Annotated in this window: 15 protein-coding genes; 4 read left to right on the top strand and 11 right to left on the bottom strand. The window is 69.7% G+C overall.

What is annotated here, in order from left to right; translation table 11 throughout:
- Positions 1 to 602: 602 nt before the first annotated feature.
- Positions 603 to 1,877 carry a tyrosine--tRNA ligase gene (tyrS, locus tag ACFWNN_RS26150; protein ID WP_382442551.1) on the bottom strand — a complete coding sequence of 425 codons (1,275 nt, stop codon included), beginning with the start codon at positions 1,875 to 1,877 and terminating at the stop codon, positions 603 to 605.
- 137 nt (positions 1,878 to 2,014) lie between these two features.
- Here tyrS and ACFWNN_RS26145 point away from each other — a divergent pair, with 137 nt between their 5' ends.
- Both ACFWNN_RS26145 and ACFWNN_RS26140 read left to right on the top strand, forming a co-directional pair.
- Positions 2,015 to 2,407, top strand: a complete 393-nt coding sequence (locus tag ACFWNN_RS26145; RefSeq protein WP_382442550.1) for a hypothetical protein — start codon at positions 2,015 to 2,017, stop codon at positions 2,405 to 2,407.
- Positions 2,408 to 2,419: 12 nt separating this feature from the next.
- On the top strand, positions 2,420 to 3,460 hold the full coding sequence (locus ACFWNN_RS26140; RefSeq protein ID WP_382442549.1) for a toll/interleukin-1 receptor domain-containing protein: 1,041 nt from the start codon (positions 2,420 to 2,422) through the stop codon (positions 3,458 to 3,460).
- Here ACFWNN_RS26140 and ACFWNN_RS26135 read toward each other — a convergent pair.
- Genes ACFWNN_RS26135 through argC form a run of 10 tightly spaced genes read right to left on the bottom strand, consistent with a single transcriptional unit; the run spans position 3,429 to position 12,609 of the window.
- Positions 3,429 to 4,700 (bottom strand): SMI1/KNR4 family protein, encoded by a 1,272-nt coding sequence (locus tag ACFWNN_RS26135; protein WP_382442548.1) that lies wholly within the window; start codon positions 4,698 to 4,700, stop codon positions 3,429 to 3,431. The two genes, ACFWNN_RS26140 and ACFWNN_RS26135, sit on opposite strands and share 32 nt — an antisense overlap.
- A 32-nt stretch (positions 4,701 to 4,732) precedes the next feature.
- A complete protein-coding gene (locus ACFWNN_RS26130; RefSeq protein ID WP_382442547.1) occupies positions 4,733 to 5,332 on the bottom strand; it encodes a DNA-3-methyladenine glycosylase in 600 nt (199 codons plus the stop codon).
- Complete coding sequence (gene argH / locus ACFWNN_RS26125; protein WP_382442546.1) at positions 5,322 to 6,713, bottom strand: argininosuccinate lyase; 1,392 nt, start codon at positions 6,711 to 6,713, stop codon at positions 5,322 to 5,324. Before argH ends, ACFWNN_RS26130 begins: the two co-directional genes overlap by 11 nt.
- Positions 6,714 to 6,727: 14 nt before the next feature.
- On the bottom strand, positions 6,728 to 6,994 hold the full coding sequence (locus ACFWNN_RS26120) for an argininosuccinate synthase (protein ID WP_382442545.1): 267 nt from the start codon (positions 6,992 to 6,994) through the stop codon (positions 6,728 to 6,730).
- Positions 6,987 to 7,472 (bottom strand): arginine repressor, encoded by a 486-nt coding sequence (locus tag ACFWNN_RS26115; RefSeq protein WP_382442544.1) that lies wholly within the window; start codon positions 7,470 to 7,472, stop codon positions 6,987 to 6,989. The genes ACFWNN_RS26120 and ACFWNN_RS26115 overlap by 8 nt, the downstream gene beginning before the upstream one ends.
- Positions 7,469 to 8,401 carry an ornithine carbamoyltransferase gene (argF, locus tag ACFWNN_RS26110; RefSeq protein WP_382442543.1) on the bottom strand — a complete coding sequence of 311 codons (933 nt, stop codon included), beginning with the start codon at positions 8,399 to 8,401 and terminating at the stop codon, positions 7,469 to 7,471. Before argF ends, ACFWNN_RS26115 begins: the two co-directional genes overlap by 4 nt.
- Complete coding sequence (locus tag ACFWNN_RS26105) at positions 8,398 to 9,555, bottom strand: acetylornithine transaminase (RefSeq protein WP_382442542.1); 1,158 nt, start codon at positions 9,553 to 9,555, stop codon at positions 8,398 to 8,400. Before ACFWNN_RS26105 ends, argF begins: the two co-directional genes overlap by 4 nt.
- Positions 9,552 to 10,427, bottom strand: a complete 876-nt coding sequence (argB, locus tag ACFWNN_RS26100) for an acetylglutamate kinase (RefSeq protein ID WP_382442541.1) — start codon at positions 10,425 to 10,427, stop codon at positions 9,552 to 9,554. Before argB ends, ACFWNN_RS26105 begins: the two co-directional genes overlap by 4 nt.
- A complete protein-coding gene (gene argJ, locus ACFWNN_RS26095) occupies positions 10,424 to 11,596 on the bottom strand; it encodes a bifunctional glutamate N-acetyltransferase/amino-acid acetyltransferase ArgJ (RefSeq protein ID WP_382442540.1) in 1,173 nt (390 codons plus the stop codon). Before argJ ends, argB begins: the two co-directional genes overlap by 4 nt.
- Positions 11,593 to 12,609, bottom strand: coding sequence for an N-acetyl-gamma-glutamyl-phosphate reductase (gene argC / locus ACFWNN_RS26090; RefSeq protein WP_382442539.1), 1,017 nt, complete (start codon positions 12,607 to 12,609; stop codon positions 11,593 to 11,595). The genes argJ and argC overlap by 4 nt, the downstream gene beginning before the upstream one ends.
- A gap of 116 nt (positions 12,610 to 12,725) precedes the next feature.
- Here argC and ACFWNN_RS26085 point away from each other — a divergent pair, with 116 nt between their 5' ends.
- Together ACFWNN_RS26085 and ACFWNN_RS26080 are read left to right on the top strand one after the other, a co-directional pair.
- Positions 12,726 to 14,222 carry a sensor histidine kinase gene (locus ACFWNN_RS26085; protein ID WP_382442538.1) on the top strand — a complete coding sequence of 499 codons (1,497 nt, stop codon included), beginning with the start codon at positions 12,726 to 12,728 and terminating at the stop codon, positions 14,220 to 14,222.
- Positions 14,219 to 15,685, top strand: coding sequence for a histidine kinase (locus ACFWNN_RS26080; RefSeq protein WP_382442537.1), 1,467 nt, complete (start codon positions 14,219 to 14,221; stop codon positions 15,683 to 15,685). The genes ACFWNN_RS26085 and ACFWNN_RS26080 overlap by 4 nt, the downstream gene beginning before the upstream one ends.
- The last annotated feature ends 3 nt before the right edge of the window (positions 15,686 to 15,688 follow it).

The following is a 15,688-nucleotide window of genomic DNA, read 5'->3' as shown; positions in this document are numbered from 1 at the left end:
TTCGTCCTGAGCCAGGATCAAACTCTCCAATAAGGATTGTGTTTGATCGCTCCAGACGGAATATGTCTGGCAATCTGGTATTACTCTCAAAGGAATACCCCGACGAGGGGTATTCATATTACTGGCTGTGTTTCGGCACGCTGTTGAGTTCTCAAAGAACACGCGCTCATCATCACGATCGGCCACAAGGCGTCTCGATCCGAGGCTGTGTCGTACATAAGCTTGTGTTTTGAAAGTCCGACGCCCTTGGCCTCTGAGCTCAGACGAGCTACCGGCTGGGTCTTCATCGTTTCGCGGTCACCCACTCTACCACAGTCCGTGGAAGCTTGGTTCGTGACCTGTGTCGCGCTCCGTTCCGGTGTTCCCGGCCCGTTCCTCGCTGACATGGAGAAAGTTACACGCACGCCAACTGAGGGTCAAATCGGGGGCAACCCGGCTTCCTGCGATCCGAAAACCGCAGGTCAGCAGCCCCGTACAGGACCCTCGGACCACGCTATCGCAGCCCAAACCCGTGCACACTGTGACCGCGATCACACCGAGAAAGATCGAAGGCCGCCGGTCCGACACCGGACCGACGGCCTTCAGAGACCCGAACGCGCAGGTCAGAGCGTCACGTGGACGCTCGCGTTGTTCCGCTTGCCGCGACGGAGCACCAGCCACTCGCCGTGCAGCAGGTCCGACGACGCCGGCTTCCACTCCTCGTCGGTCACCTTCGCGTTGTTCACGTAGGCGCCACCCTCGTTGACCGTCCTCCGCGCGGCGCCCCGGCTCTCGGCCAGGCCCGACGCGATCAGCAGGTCGACGATCGTGGGCTCGTCCGCGAGACGGACCTCCCCCTTGGGCGCCTCGGCCAGCGCGGCCTGGAGCACCGACTCGTCGAGATCCCGCAGCTCACCGCGGCCGAACAGCGCCGACGACGCCAGCACGACCTGCTGCGTCGCGCGTTCGCCGTGGACCAGGTCGGTGAACTCCTGCGCGAGACGCTTCTGCGCGGCCCGCTGGTGCGGCGCCTCCGCGGTCTGCTTCTCGAGCTCGTCCAGCTCCTCCCGGGAGAGGAACGTGAACAGCCGCAGGTAGTTGAGCACCGTGACGTCGTCGACGTTCACGAAGTACTGGTACCAGGCGTACGGCGAGGTCATCTCCGGGTCGAGCCACACGCTGCCGCCACCGGTGGACTTGCCGAACTTGCGGCCCTCGGCGTCGGTGACCAGCGGCGCGGTCAGGGCGTGCACGTGCCTGCCCTCGACCCGGCGGATCAGGTCGACGCCGCCGACGATGTTGCCCCACTGGTCCGAGCCGCCGACCTGCAGCGCGGTGCCGTACTTGCGGTTGAGCTCCAGGTAGTCGTTGGACTGGAGCAGCAGGTAGCTGAACTCGGTGTACGACATGCCGTCGCCTTCGAGGCGGCGCTTGACCGTCTCCCGCGACAGCATGACGTTGATCGAGAAGTGCTTGCCGACGTCGCGCAGGAACTCGAGCGCGCTGACCTGGCCGGTCCAGTTGAGGTTGTTCTCGACGATCGCTCCGGTGGGCGAGTCGTCGAAGTCGACGAACCGCTCCAGCTGGCCGCGGATGCGCTCGGCCCACTCGGCGACGGTGTCGAGCGAGTTCAGCGTGCGCTCCCCGGTGTCGCGCGGGTCGCCGATCATGCCCGTCGCGCCGCCCGCCATCACGATCGGCCGGTGTCCGGCGCGCTGGAAGCGGCGCAGCATGAGCAGCGGGACCATGTTGCCCGCGTGCAGCGACTTCGCCGTCGGGTCGAACCCGCAATAGAGGGTGAGCGGGCCGGCGTCCAGGTCCTTCCGCAGTGCGTCGAGGTCGGTGGACGTCGCGATCAGGCCGCGCCAGGCAAGTTCGTCAAGGATGTGCTCGCTCACGTCCCTCATTGTCGCCTACCTGGTCCAACAGGTTTCGACCCGGTGCGCTCACGGGTACGCACGTGGACATGACGGATCCACGTGATGCGGAGTTACGGCGGCCCACTGAACGCCTGCCGCGCGTGAACGAGCCCCACATGCCTCGGGTGAACGAGCCAATGGTGGAGGAGGTCGTCGAGCGGGACGACGACTACCGCAGGGTGCGGACGGTGCGGACCGTCTGCGCGATCATCGACATCGTCTGCTGGACGTTCGCCATCGTCCTGTTGGTGCACATCTTCCTGGTCATCGCGGGCGCGAACGCCGGCAACGGCTTCTTCCAGTTCGTCGCGGGCTGGGCCGACGGGATCACGCTGGGCCTGGACGGTCTGTTCACGCCGGACAACGCCTCCGTGGCAACGCTTCTGAACGAGGGCCTGGCCGCGCTCCTGTGGTTGGTCATCGGTGCGTTGCTGACGAACCTCATCACGCGCGTCGCCCTGCCGTCGGTTCACCGGCGTGCCTGGTACCGCAGGACGGTGCGCTCCTAAGAAGATGGCGGGGTGGCCGAGTACGAGTTCGACGTCGCCCTGTCGTACGCCGAGGAGGACCAGCACCTGGTCCTCCCGGTCGTCGCACTGCTGAAGGACTTCGGGGTCGACGTCTTCCACCGCAAGGAGCGCGAGGCCGAGATGTGGGGCCTCGACCTGGTGGAGTACTTCTCGGAGGCCTTCAGCAGTCGTGCGAGGTACGTGCTGCTGTTCACCTCGCGGCACTACGTGGGCAAGTGGTCGCGGCTGGAACGACGCACGGCGCTGGGGCGCGCGCTGGAGCAGCACACGGAGTACGTCCTGCCGATCCGCATCGACGACACGGCGATGCCCGGCCTTTCGCCGCACGTCGGCTACCTGGACCTGCGGGTGCACGACGCGAAGACGATCGCGGACGCCGTCGTGCAGAAGCTCGCGCAGCACCGCGCCGAGTTCACGCCCACGACCCCGATCACGCCGAAGTCCGTGGCCGCGCTCGTGCGGGAGAAGCCGCGCGGCTGGGAGTACCTGCTCTACGCAACCGTTGTGGCGCAAGGACTTGAGGCGTTGCAGCAGAAGTACCGCGAACACTTCCTGCGCTACTCGCCGCGCAACGGCACCGTCGAGCACGGCAGCGGCATCGAGGTGATCCGCGACCGCAACGTGCTGCTGAGCGAGATCATCGCGGTCGCCGTCGACTCGGTGTTCACGCCCTCGACGCAGGAGGCCGCGTTCGGCAGGTCGGGCGAGCCGGGCGACGCCGACCGGATCGTGCACCTGGGCGAGCTGTTCGTGCGGACGTTCGACGAGATCCTCGAGTGGGCAAGGGATATCCACGGCACCAGTTATGCCGATGCGCACGCACGAACTGCAGCGCACGTACAGGCCCGGTTCGCCGACCGGCAACTCGAAGCGATGCACAAGGTGGCGCACGACCTGCGCGAGGTGGCGGACACGTTGGTCGAACGGTTGACGGCCGGCGAGGTCATCGACATGACCGTGCCGCTGGTGTTCGAGGTGGAACCGGCGCTGGAGCGGGAGTTCAAGACCGCTCTGGAACGACTGCCCCGCTGATCACCTCGTAGGGCCGGTCCACGCCCCGCTCACGAGCCCATGCGAGCGCACGGAGCAATGACGACTCACCGGTGAGAGAGGCTGCGGCAGGTACAAGGGAACAGCGCTGCCACTGCTCGACGTTCAGCGTGAGGTGGTCGACGGGTGGCAGCGACTCGACGTCCACCTCCGCGCCCGAAACGTCGAGCACGCGCAGGTTCGGGTACGAGGGCAGCTCAACGCGCGCACCGATGACCGTGAGAGACCGAAGGGTCTCGCACTTCGGCAGCTCGACCTCGTCGGCCATCACGTGGAGGCTTTCCAGCGGCAGGTGTGCGAGGTCTCCCAGGCGCACGGAGCCGCCGCCCCTGATCCAGAGTTCGCGTAGGGAGGTGAGGCGGGCGAGCAGGCCGAAGTCGAGGTCACCGGGATCGTGCAGGACCAGCTTCTGCAGGGTCGTGGACAGCGCGGCCACCCCGTCGGGCCCGAGGTCCGGGACCTTCCAGCTCGCTGCGAGCTTGCCGTGATCAGGACCGTCCGGTGACTGTGCCCAGGCCGTCGCGGACTCTGCCAGGTAGGTCAGCGGTGCCTCGCCGGCCAACTGGATGATCTGGCCGGCCTGGCCGTTCGGGCCGGGGGCGAGGTCGACGCACAGGTTGTCGCCCCACTCGTTGGACGCGATGGGCACCCACAGCGGATGGAACTGCACGGTCTGCACGGCTCCAGGAGGGCCCACGTAGAGCAACGTCTCGCCCCAGAAATCCGGATCGTTCTCCACCATCGAGCGGTAGAGGCGCCACGTCCTGATGATGTCGTCCGGCGGGTACAGGTCGATCTCCCCGTCGATCTGCACACCGCTCGCGTACAGCTCGTGCACCTCCGGCGGCAGCGGTGCGCCGATCACGGCCTCCACGTCGGCCAGCGTCGACACGGGCGACGGCTCGGGGAGCTCGGGCCTGGTCCGCAGCACGGTGTAGATCGGCGGAAGGTGGCCGGTGCGCTGGCCGACGTCCTCGGTGACGACGGCCTCGAAGGCGCCGTCCGGGAAGATCCGCAGCTCCAGCACGACCGGCCGGGTCAGGCCGATCGGGTACAGCTTCTCCTCGTAACCGGAGTGGCCCAGGAGCACGCCGTCCGGCCTGGCGTCGATCCGGTGGCCTCCCCCGCCTCCGCTGAGCGACGCTCTGAGCGTCAGCTCCTCGAAGTCGGATTCGACCGACGACAGCAGTTCCTGTGCGACAGCGGCGAGCGCGTCCTTCACCTGGTCCCCCAAGATCGTTCGAGGGGCAGATCCTAGGCGCGCCGTTTTCCGCCGCGCTTGTAGGTCGACACGGCAGGCGAGTCGATCCAGAACCGCCACGGCACGTCCATCGCCACGGCAACGCCAACGCGCGGTCCGGAACGCACGACCGTGGCCGGTTCCTCTGCTGCGTACAGGCGCACGGGCGACGAAGAGGACGTCAGCTCAAGACCGTTCTGCGAGCGGTCCAGCCCGAGGACCTTGCACAGCCGTGCGGGTCCCTTCGCCAGTTCGGCCGCGGAACGTGATGCGGGCCTACGAGAGAAGGCGATGTCCTCACCTTCGACGACTTCCCCGGCGCGCAACAGGACCGCCCCCGGCACGCCGTCGGTCAGCGTCACGACGTTGGCGCAGAAGTGCATGCCGTAGACGAAGTAGACGTACAGGAAACCGGCCGAGCCGAACATGACCTCGTTGCGCGGGGTCTTGCCGCGGTAGCAGTGCGACGCCGGGTCGTCGCCGCCCCGGTACGCCTCCACCTCGACGATGCGCACGCGCACACCGCCTGCCTCCAGGAACGAACCGAGGAGGAGCCGGGACGCATCGACCGGGTCGATGGCCAGCTCCTCCCTGGTCAGCTGCCTAGAACTCACGTGCGGCGGTGGCCTTCGCGACGAGGGCGTCGAGCTGTTCGCGGACGCGTGCGGGTGCGGTGCCGCCGTGGGCGTCGCGGGAGGCGATGGAGCCCTCGACGGTCAGCACCGAACGGACCTCGGGCGTCAGGGACGGCGAGATCGCGAGGAACTCCTCGTCGGTGAGGTCCTCCAGGCCGACGCCGCGGGACTCGGCGGCGCGGACGCACGCACCGGCGGCCTCGTGCGCCACGCGGAACGGGACTCCCTCGCGCACCAGCCATTCCGCGATGTCGGTGGCCAGGGTGAAGCCGGCCGGGGCGAGCGACGCCATGCGGTCGGTGTCGAACCGAAGCGTCGCCACCATGCCCGCGAACGCCGGCAGCAGGAGCTCCAGCTGCTCGACCGAGTCGAACAGCGGTTCCTTGTCCTCCTGCAGGTCGCGGTTGTAGGCCAGCGGCTGGGCCTTCAACGTCGCCAGCAGGCCGGCGAGGTTGCCGATCAGACGGCCAGACTTGCCGCGGGCGAGCTCGGCCACGTCCGGGTTCTTCTTCTGGGGCATGATCGAGCTGCCGGTCGACCACGCGTCGTCGAGCACCGCGAAGCGGAACTCGGCGGTGGTCCAGATGATGATCTCCTCGGCGATCCGCGAGAGGTTCACGCTGACCATGGCCAGCACGAACGCGATCTCGGCGGCGAAGTCGCGCGAGGCGGTGCCGTCGATCGAGTTCTCGACCGGCGCGTAGAAGCCCAGGTCCGCGGCCACCTTCGCCGGGTCGAGCCCCAGCGAGGACCCGGCCAGGGCGCCCGAGCCGTACGGGGAGAACGCGGCGCGCTTGTCCCAGTCGTGCAGGCGGTCGACGTCGCGCAGCAGTGAGTGCGCGTGCGCCAGCAGGTGGTGCGAGAGCAGCACGGGCTGGGCGGACTGCAGGTGCGTGCGGCCCGGCATCACGGCGCCGAAGTGCGTCTCGGACTGCTGAGCCAGCGCGTCCACGACGTCCAGCACACCGGCGGCGACCCGGCGGGCCGCGTCGCGCAGCCACATCCGGAACAGCGTCGCCACCTGGTCGTTGCGCGAACGGCCGGCGCGGAGCTTGCCGCCGAGCTCGGTGCCGGCGCGGTCGATCAGGCCCCGCTCCAGCGCGGTGTGGACGTCCTCGTCCTCCAGCACCGGGGTGAACGCGCCGGACTCGACGTCGCCGAGCAGTTCGTCCAGCGCCTTCTGCATGCCCGCGAGCTCGTCGTCCGACAGCAGGCCGGCCGCGTGCAGCACACGGGCGTGCGCGCGCGAGCCCGCGATGTCGTACGGCGCGAGCCGCCAGTCGAAGTGCGTCGACAGCGACAGCCGCGCCATCGCCTCGGCCGGTCCCGACTCGAACCTGCCACCCCACAAAGAACTCATGCCACACACAACCTTCAGCTCGCGAAGTCGTAAAGCGATTCTTCCGAACGGGCCACGAGCCCGACGACGCGCCCCTCGTGCAGCGCGACGTCGACCTCCCCGCAACCCGACGGCAAAGCCATCCGTGCCACGCGCAACGCGACCGAGCCCAGGCTGGACCTGATCACGCCGGCGCGGAAGTTCAGCTCGCGCACGGCCTCGGCGACGGACACGGTCTCGCCGTCCACCGCCACGACCACTCCGCCGTCGAACGTCACCACGGCGTGCACGGGCTCATTCATCGACGTCGCCCGACGCGAGCGCGGCGATCCGGTCGGCGAGCTCGGCACCGGTGAGCGGTTCGCGCGCCACGACGAGGATCGTGTCGTCACCGGCGATCGTGCCGACGATCTCGTGCAACGCCGCGCGGTCCAGCGCCGAGGCCAGGAACTGCGCCGCGCCGGGCGGCGTGCGCAGCACCGCGAGGTTGCCGGAGTGGTCGGTCGACACCAGCAGCTCCCCCAGCACCCGGACCAGGCGCGTGGTGCCGCCCTGGACACCCCGCACCGGGCTGCCGTCCTCGGGGATCACGTACACCGGCGCACCGCCGTCAGGTCCGCGCAGCTTGACCGCGCCGAGCTCGTCCAGGTCGCGCGACAACGTGGCCTGGGTGACCTCGATGCCTTCCGATGCCAGCAGTTTCGCGAGCTCGGACTGGCTGCGCACGGCCTGGTGCGCCACCATCTCGACGATGCGGCCCTGACGGGCGGTGCGGGTCATGCCGACTGCTCCAGCAACCAGACGAGCAACGCCTTCTGCGCGTGCAGCCGGTTCTCCGCTTCCTGCCACACGAGCGACTGCGGGCCGTCGAGCACCTCGTCGGTGATCTCCCAGCCGCGGTGCGCGGGCAGGCAGTGCAGGACGGTCGAGTCCGGCTTGCCCGTGGCCTCCAGCAGCGCGGCGTTCACCTGGTACGGGCGGAACGGGCCGACGCGGTCCTTGCCGTCGTTCTCCTGTCCCATCGACGTCCAGGTGTCGGTGACCAGCACGTCCGAGCCGTCGACCGACGCCTGCGGGTCGCTGATCAACGCCACCGAGCCACCGGTCTCGGCGGCGCGCTTCTTGGCGTCCTCCAGGATCTGCGGGTTCGGCACGAAACCGGCGGGCGCGCCGACGCGGACGTGCATACCGGCCGTGGCACCGCCCAGCAGCAGCGAGTGCGCCATGTTGTTGGCGCCGTCGCCCAGGTACGTCAGCGTCAGACCGGCGAGCTTGCCGTACCGGCGGCGGATCGTCTGCAGGTCCGCGAGCACCTGGCACGGGTGGAACTCGTCCGTCAGCGCGTTGACGACCGGGATGCGCGACACGGACGCCATGGCTTCCATGCGGGCCTGTGCGAACGTCCGCCACACCACCGCGTCCACGTACCCGGACAGGATGCGCGAGGTGTCCTCGATCGTCTCCTCGCGGCCCAGCTGCATCGACCGGCCGTCGATGATCACCGGGTTGCCGCCGAGCTGCGCGATGCCGACCTCGAACGAGAGGCGCGTGCGCGTCGAGTTCTTCTCGAAGATCACGGCGACGGACTTGGGGCCCGCCAGCGGCTTCGCGGTGAACCGGTCCGACTTGTACACGTCGGCCAGGTCGAGGACGGCCGCCTGCTCCTCGGTGGTCAGGTCGTCGTCGCGGAGGAAGTGCCTCAACGTCATCGCGTCTCCTCGAAGAACGTGGGGAGCGCGGCGACGAAGGCCTGCGCGTCGGATGCCTCCAGCACGAGCGGCGGGGCGAGCCGCAGCACGTCGGGCTGGATCGGGTTGATCAGGTAGCCGGCCTTCTGCGCGGCCGCCGCGGCCTTCGCCGAGACCGCCTCGCGCAGCATGATGCCGAGCAGCAGGCCGGCTCCCCGGACCCCGGTGATCGCGGGGTGGTGCAACGCCTCGACCCCGGCGGCGATCTCCTTGCCCACGGACGAGACGTGCTCCAGCAGGCCTTCCGAGGCGATGGTGTCGATCACGGCGAGACCGGCCGCGCAGCACACGGGGTTGCCGCCGTAGGTGGTGCCGTGGTGCCCGGGCTTGAACAGGTCGGCCGCCGCCCCGAACCCGATGGTGGCGCCCAGCGGCAGTCCGCCGCCGATGCCCTTGGCGAGCGTCATGACGTCCGGCACGATCCCGGCCTGCTGGAACGCGAACCACGTGCCGAGGCGGCCGATGCCGGTCTGCACCTCGTCGAGGATGAACAGCGCGCCGTGCTCGGCCGTGATCCGGCGGACCTCCTGCAGGTACCCGGCGGGCGGCACCATGACGCCCTGCTCGCCCTGGATCGGCTCGACGATGAACGCCGCGGTGTCGTCGTCGATCGCCGCCTCCAGTGCCGCCACGTCACCGAACGGGACGTGCTCGACGCCGGGGACCAGCGGTTCGAACGGCGCGCGCTTCGGCTGCTGGCCGGTGAGCGTCAACGCGCCCATCGTGCGGCCGTGGAACCCGCCGAGCGTGGAGACGATCTTGGTGCGGCCGGTGAGGCGCGCCATCTTGAGCGCCGCCTCGTTGGCCTCGGCGCCGGAGTTGCAGAAGAACACCTTGCCGGGCTCGCCCGCGAGGTCCAGCAGGCGTTCGGCGAGCTTCAACGCGGGCTCGTTGACGTACAGGTTGCCGGTGTGGCCGAGCTTGCCGATCTGCGTCGAGACCGCCTCGACGATCGCCGGGTGCGCGTGCCCCAGCGCGTTGACGGCGAGACCCGTCAGCAGGTCCACGTACCGGTTGCCGTCGGCGTCCCAGACGTGCGCGCCCTCACCGCGTTCGAGCTGCAACGTCGGTGTGCCGTAGTTGTCCATCATGGACTGTTGCCAGCGTGTGGTCATTTGTTGTTGTCCCCCAACACCATCGTCCCCACCCCTTCGGAGGTGAAGACCTCGAGCAGAACGCTGTGGGCCAGCCGGCCGTCGATCACGTGCGCCTGCGGGACGCCGCCGCGCACCGCGCGCAGGCAGGCCTCCATCTTCGGCACCATGCCGCTCTCCAGGTCCGGCAGGATCTTCTCCAGCTCGGACGCGCGGATCTGGTCCACCAGCGACGAGCGGTCCGGCCAGTTCGAGTACAGGCCCTCGACGTCCGTGAGCACGACGAGCTTCTCCGCGCCCAGCGCCACGGCCAGCGCACCCGCCGCCGTGTCCGCGTTCACGTTGTGCGGCACGCCGTGCACGTCCGGCGCCACCGACGACACGACCGGGATGCGGCCCGCACGCACGATGTCGAGCACCGCGTCCGGGTTGACCTCGGTGATGTCGCCGACGAGGCCGATGTCGACCTCCTCGCCGTCCACGATCGCGCCGCGGCGGGTGGCGGTGAACAGGTGCGCGTCCTCGCCGGAGATGCCGACGGCGTACGGGCCGTGCTGGTTGATCAGGCCGACGAGCTCACGCCCGACCTGCCCGACCAGGACCATCCGCACGACGTCCATGGCCTCGGGCGTGGTGACGCGCAGGCCGCCGCGGAACTCGCTGTGGATGCCGAGCTTGTCCAGCATCGACTTGATCTGCGGGCCACCGCCGTGCACGACGACCGGGCGCAGGCCGCACAGCCGCAGGAACACCATGTCCTCGGCGAACGCCTTCTTCAGCTCGTCGTCGACCATGGCGTTGCCGCCGTACTTGACGACCACCAAAGCGCCGCGGAAGCGTTCCAGCCACGGCAGAGCTTCGACGAGGACCGCTGCCTTCTCTTGTGCGTTCATGAGGAGTACGCGCTGTTCTCTTCGACGTAGTCGTGGGACAGGTCCGTGGTGAGCACGGTGGCTTCGGCCTCGCCGACGTTGAGGTCGATGACGATCTCGATGTCGCGGCCCGACAGGTCGGCCTCGCTGCGGTCGCGGTCGCGGGTTCCGTTGCGGTACAACGAGACGCCGTTGATGATGATCTGCAGGACGTCCGGGTCGATCTCGGCGTCCGCGCGGCCGAGCGCCATCGCGATCCGGCCCCAGTTGGGGTCGCTGCCGAACAGCGCCGTCTTCACCAGGTTGTCCTCGGCGACCGTCCGTCCGATGTGGACGGCCTCGGCCTCGGTGGCGGCCTGCCTGACGGTGATGCTGACCTCCTTGGTGACGCCCTCGGCGTCGCCCTGGAGCTGCTTGACGAGGTCACCCGCCACCTCGGTGAGCAACGCGACGAAGTCGTCGAACGACGGCTCGACCCCCGAAGCGCCGGAGGCCAGCACCAGCACGGTGTCGTTGGTGGAGGTGCCGCCGTCGACGTCGAGCCGGTCGAACGTGCGGGACACGGCCTGGCGCAGCGCCTTGTCCAGCTGGTCGCCGGAGATCTTGGCGTCGGTCGTGATGACCGACAGCATCGTGGCCATGTTCGGCGCGAGCATGCCCGCGCCCTTCACGAACCCGCCGGCCGACCAGCCCTGCTCGGACGCCTTCCACGACTGCTTGGGGCGGCTGTCCGTGGTCATCACGCCGGTGGCCGCGGCCAGCCCGGCCTCGACCGTGGAGTCGAGCGCCTTGGCGACGTTCTCGACGCCCGTGAGGATCTTGTCCATCGGCAGCCGCTCACCGATCAGGCCGGTGGAGCAGACCGCGACGTCGACCGCGCCGGTGCCGAGCACCTCGGCGACCTTCTCCGCGGTGGTGTGGGTGTCCTGGAAGCCCTCGGGGCCGGTGCACGCGTTGGCGCCACCGGAGTTGAGCACGACCGCCGTGAGGCGTCGCGACTGGATCACCTGCTGCGACCACAACACCGGCGCGGCCTTCACCTTGTTCGTGGTGAAGACGCCCGCGGCGGCGTCGGACGGCCCGTCGTTCACGACGAGCGTCAGATCGAGTGCACCGGATTCCTTGATCCCGGCGGCGATTCCGGCTGCGCGGAAGCCCTGGGGTCCGGTGACGCCCTTGTTGCGGTTCACGGAGCGACTCCAACGGTCGAGAGGCCGGTCGTTTCCGGCAGTCCGAGAGCGAGGTTCATGCACTGGACAGCGGCACCGGCGGTGCCCTTGGCCAGGTTGTCGACGGCGGCCACGACCACGAGCCGGCCGAGGTCGGCGTCGACGGTGACTTGCAGCTGCACGGCGTTCGACCCCAGCACGGCGTTCGTCGTCGGCCAGAGTCCTTCGGGCAGCAGGTGCACGAACGGCTCGTCCGCGTACGCCTTCTCGTAGGCCGCGCGAACGTTTGCGGAGGGGTCCCTGAGCGTCGCCGTGCAGGTCGCGAGGATGCCCCGGGACATCGGCGCGAGCACCGGCGTGAAGCTGACGTTGATCGGCCGGCCGGCGGCCGCGGAGAGGTTCTGCTTGATCTCGGGCGTGTGCCGGTGCGCGCCGCCGACGCCGTACGCGCTGGCGGACCCCATCACCTCGGACCCGAGCAGGTTCGTCTTGAGCGACTTGCCGGCGCCGGACGTGCCGGACACCGCGACCACGACGACCTCGTCCTCGATCAGGTCGACGGCCGGCGCGAGGGCCAGCGAGGAGACCGTCGGGTAGCAGCCGGGCACGGCGACGCGGCGGGCGCCGACGAGCGCGTCCCGCCCGTTGGGAAGCTCCGGCAGCCCGTACGGCCAGGTGCCCGCGTGCTCTCCGCCGTACCACCGCGTCCAGTCGTCCGCGCTGGTCAGCCGGTGGTCGGCGCCGCAGTCGATCACGACCGTGTCGTCGCCGAGTTGCTCGGCGAGTGCTGCTGAGTGACCGTGGGGAAGTGCGAGGAACACCACGTCGTGGCCCTTGAGGGTCTCGACTGTGGTGTCTTGTAGTTCTCGGTCGGCGAGCGGCAGGAGGTGCGGCTGGTGCTTGAGCAGCTTGTCACCGGCGCTGCTGTTGGCCGTCAGCGCGCCGATCTCGATGTCCGGGTGGCCCAGTAGCAGGCGGAGCAGCTCGCCACCCGCGTACCCGCTGGCGCCCGCGACCGCGATCCTCACTGTCATACGCATGATTATGCACGGTCGTGCAAACTCACTCAACTGGCGAATGGCCAGTCGGCCACCCGATCGGGCCACCTGGCGCTGTGGTGCGCCACAGGCGGTCGACCATGATGATCGGCGTGAACGTGAAGGTGCGCGACGGACTGTGGGCGGCGGCCGCCTTCCTGGTGGCGCTCGTGACGCTGGTCGCGCCGCTCGGCAGGCCCGCTCCGCCGTGGCTGATCCTGCTGTCCGCGGTGTGGGCGGCGGCGCTGGTGCCGCTCAGCGCGCGCCGGCCGCGGTGGGCGATCGTGCTGACCGCTCCCCTCAACGGCGTCAACAACCTGCTCGCGATCGCCCCGACGTCGCTCGTGATCTTCCGGTCGGCGCGGTCGATCCGGTCGCAGGGCCAGCTGTGGGCGCTGGTGGGGGTGACGGCGGCGCTCCAGGCGGCGTTCGGCGGCCTGCACTCGTGGCTCGCCGGGGACGGCCTGGTCGAGTACCTGCTCGGCACGCTGTTCTCGGTCGTGTTCCTGCTGGTCTTCCCCGCCGTGTCCGGGGCGCTCATCGGGCGGCGCAAGCCGTTGACCCAGGTGTTGATGGAGCGCAACGACTACCTGGAGCACGCGCGCGCGTTGACCGCGAGCACGGCACGGTCGGCTACGCGCGCACACATCGCCAGCGAGATGCACGACATGCTCAGCCACCGGCTCCGGCAGTTGACCGCGCACGCGGGCGCGCTGGAGCGGTCCGCCGCCGAACAGGCCCCTGAACTGCGCGAACAGGTCGAGCTGATCCGCAAGACGTCCGCCGTCGCGATGGAGGAACTGCGCGAGATCCTCGGTGTGCTCGGCGCGTCCGGGGAACACGACGAAGACGCCGGTACGCGCGCGGACGTCGAACGGCTCGTGGCGGCGTCCTCAGCAGCAGGCCTCACCGTGCGCCTCGACTGGACCGGCGACGACCTGGCCAACGCCGACGCACGCCTGCGCAGAGCGGTGCATCGCGTCGTGCGTGAGGCACTCACGAACGTGCACAAGCACGCGCCGTCGGCCAACGCGCGCGTATCGGTCGCCGTCACCGACCGGGTGCGCGTCGAGGTCGTGAACGGCCCGAGCGCGGCGCCCCGGGGTGCCGGCACCCGGCGGGGTCTCATCGGCCTGGAGGAACGCGTCGAGCTGATCGGCGGGTCGTTCCTCGCGGAGGTGCCGACGGGTCAGGGGTTCCGGGTGACCGCGAGCCTGCCGTTGCACCCGGTCGTGCCGGAGGAGACCACCGCCGCGAACGCCGTGGCCGAGGCGCCGCCGCCGATCACCGCCGAGGTGCTCACGGTGCCGCGCGCGGTCGGCAGCGGCTGCCTGGCCACGTTGTCGGTCGTCCCCGCGCTCGGCACGGTGTTCGTGCTGCTGATAGTCGCGGTGTTCGGTCGCAACGACATGCGCCGCGAGGAGTACGACGCGTTCCAGACGGCCGTCACGCACGAGCAGGAGATCACCGAGACGTACGGGTTCGGCGTCCTGTCGGACAACTCCGGCTGCTACCGCTATCCCGTGAAGGACTCGGGCGACCGCGACTTCGAGCTCTGCTTCGACCGGAACACCGGGCTGATGACCACGAAGAGGGAGCTCGCCCGATGAGGTACGTCTGGTCGCTGCTCGCGTTCCTCGTCGGCCTGGTGCCGCTGATCGCCCCGCTCGCCCCCGAGCCCCACTGGACGCTGACCGTCGCCACGGCGCTGTGGATCGCGGGGCTCGTGTGGCTCGCCCCGCGCAAACCCGAGTGGGCGTTGCTGCTGACCGCGCCGCTGTTCGCGGTGAACAACCTGTGGGCGCAGGCCATCACGACGTTCGTGGTCTTCGCCGCGTGCCGCCGCATCGACCGGATGGGCCGGTTGTGGGCGTTGCTCGGCATCATGACGGTGCTGCAGGGCGGCTTCAGCCAGATCCAGGAGAGCTACCGGAGCATGCCGCTCTGGGAGGCGCTGGCCGGCGCGGTCCTCGGGTCGGTGTTCTTCGTGCTGTTCCCGGCGGTGTCGGGGATGCTGCTCGGCCGGCGCAGGCCGATGGTCCGGCTGTTGCAGGAGCGCAACGAGTACCTGGAACGGGCGCGGGCGCTCACCGCCGCGTCGGCGAGGTCCGACGAACGCGCGCACATCGCCGGCGAGATGCACGACATGCTCGGGCACCGGCTCAGCCTGATCTCCATCCACGCCGGGGCGCTGGAGCTCACGACCGCGAGCAAGGCCCCGCAGCTGCACGAGCAGGCCGAGCTGATCCGCACCACGTCGTCGCTCGCGATGGCCGAGCTGCGCGAGATCCTCGGCGTGCTGCGGACGAACCCCGAACCCGAGTCGCTCGACGAGGACACCGGCACCCGCTCCGACATCACCGCGCTGGTCGACGCGTCCGGGTCGGCGCTCGACTGGTCCGGCGACGACCTGCACGGCGCCGACCCCCGCACCCGCCGCGCGGTGCACCGGGTCGTCCGCGAGGCGCTGACCAACGCCGCCAAGCACGCGCCGTCGGCCCGCACGCGGGTGCAGGTGGCGGTGCAGGGAGGCCGGGTGCGCATCCAGGTGCTGAACGGTCCGTCGTCGGAGGGGCCCGGCAAGGGCGCCCGGCGCGGTCTGGTCGGTCTGGAGGAACGCGTCGGGCTGCTCGGCGGGTCGTTCAGCGCGGGACCGCCGGTCGAGGGCGGGTTCCGGGTGGCGGCGGACGTGCCGTTGCACCCGCAGGCCCAGGCGGACCAGGCCAGCGTGGAGGTCCAGGAGGTCCCGCCGCTGCTCGCGGCCGAGGTGCTGACGGTGCCGCGGGTGCTGGGCGGCGGATGCCTCGGGTTGCTGGCACTGGTGCCGATCGCGGGTGCGTTGGTCGTGTTGCTGCTCTTCACGTTGCTCAATCCGACGCAGATGAACGCGCCGTACTTCGACTCGCTGAAGGTGGGCGTCACGCCGGAGGGCGAGGTGTACGAGCAGTTCGGCGTCGGGGTGCTCGGGGTGGACGGCTGCTCGCGGTTCCGGACCTCGCACAACCCCGACCTCGCGTACAAGCTGTGCTTCCGCGAGGGCGTTCTGTCCTCGAAGGAGCAGGAACGCCCGTAGTGT

Source organism: Lentzea sp. NPDC058450, from assembly GCF_042721395.1.
GTDB lineage: Bacteria > Actinomycetota > Actinomycetes > Mycobacteriales > Pseudonocardiaceae > Lentzea.
This window is presented reverse-complemented; position numbering and strand designations above follow the sequence as displayed.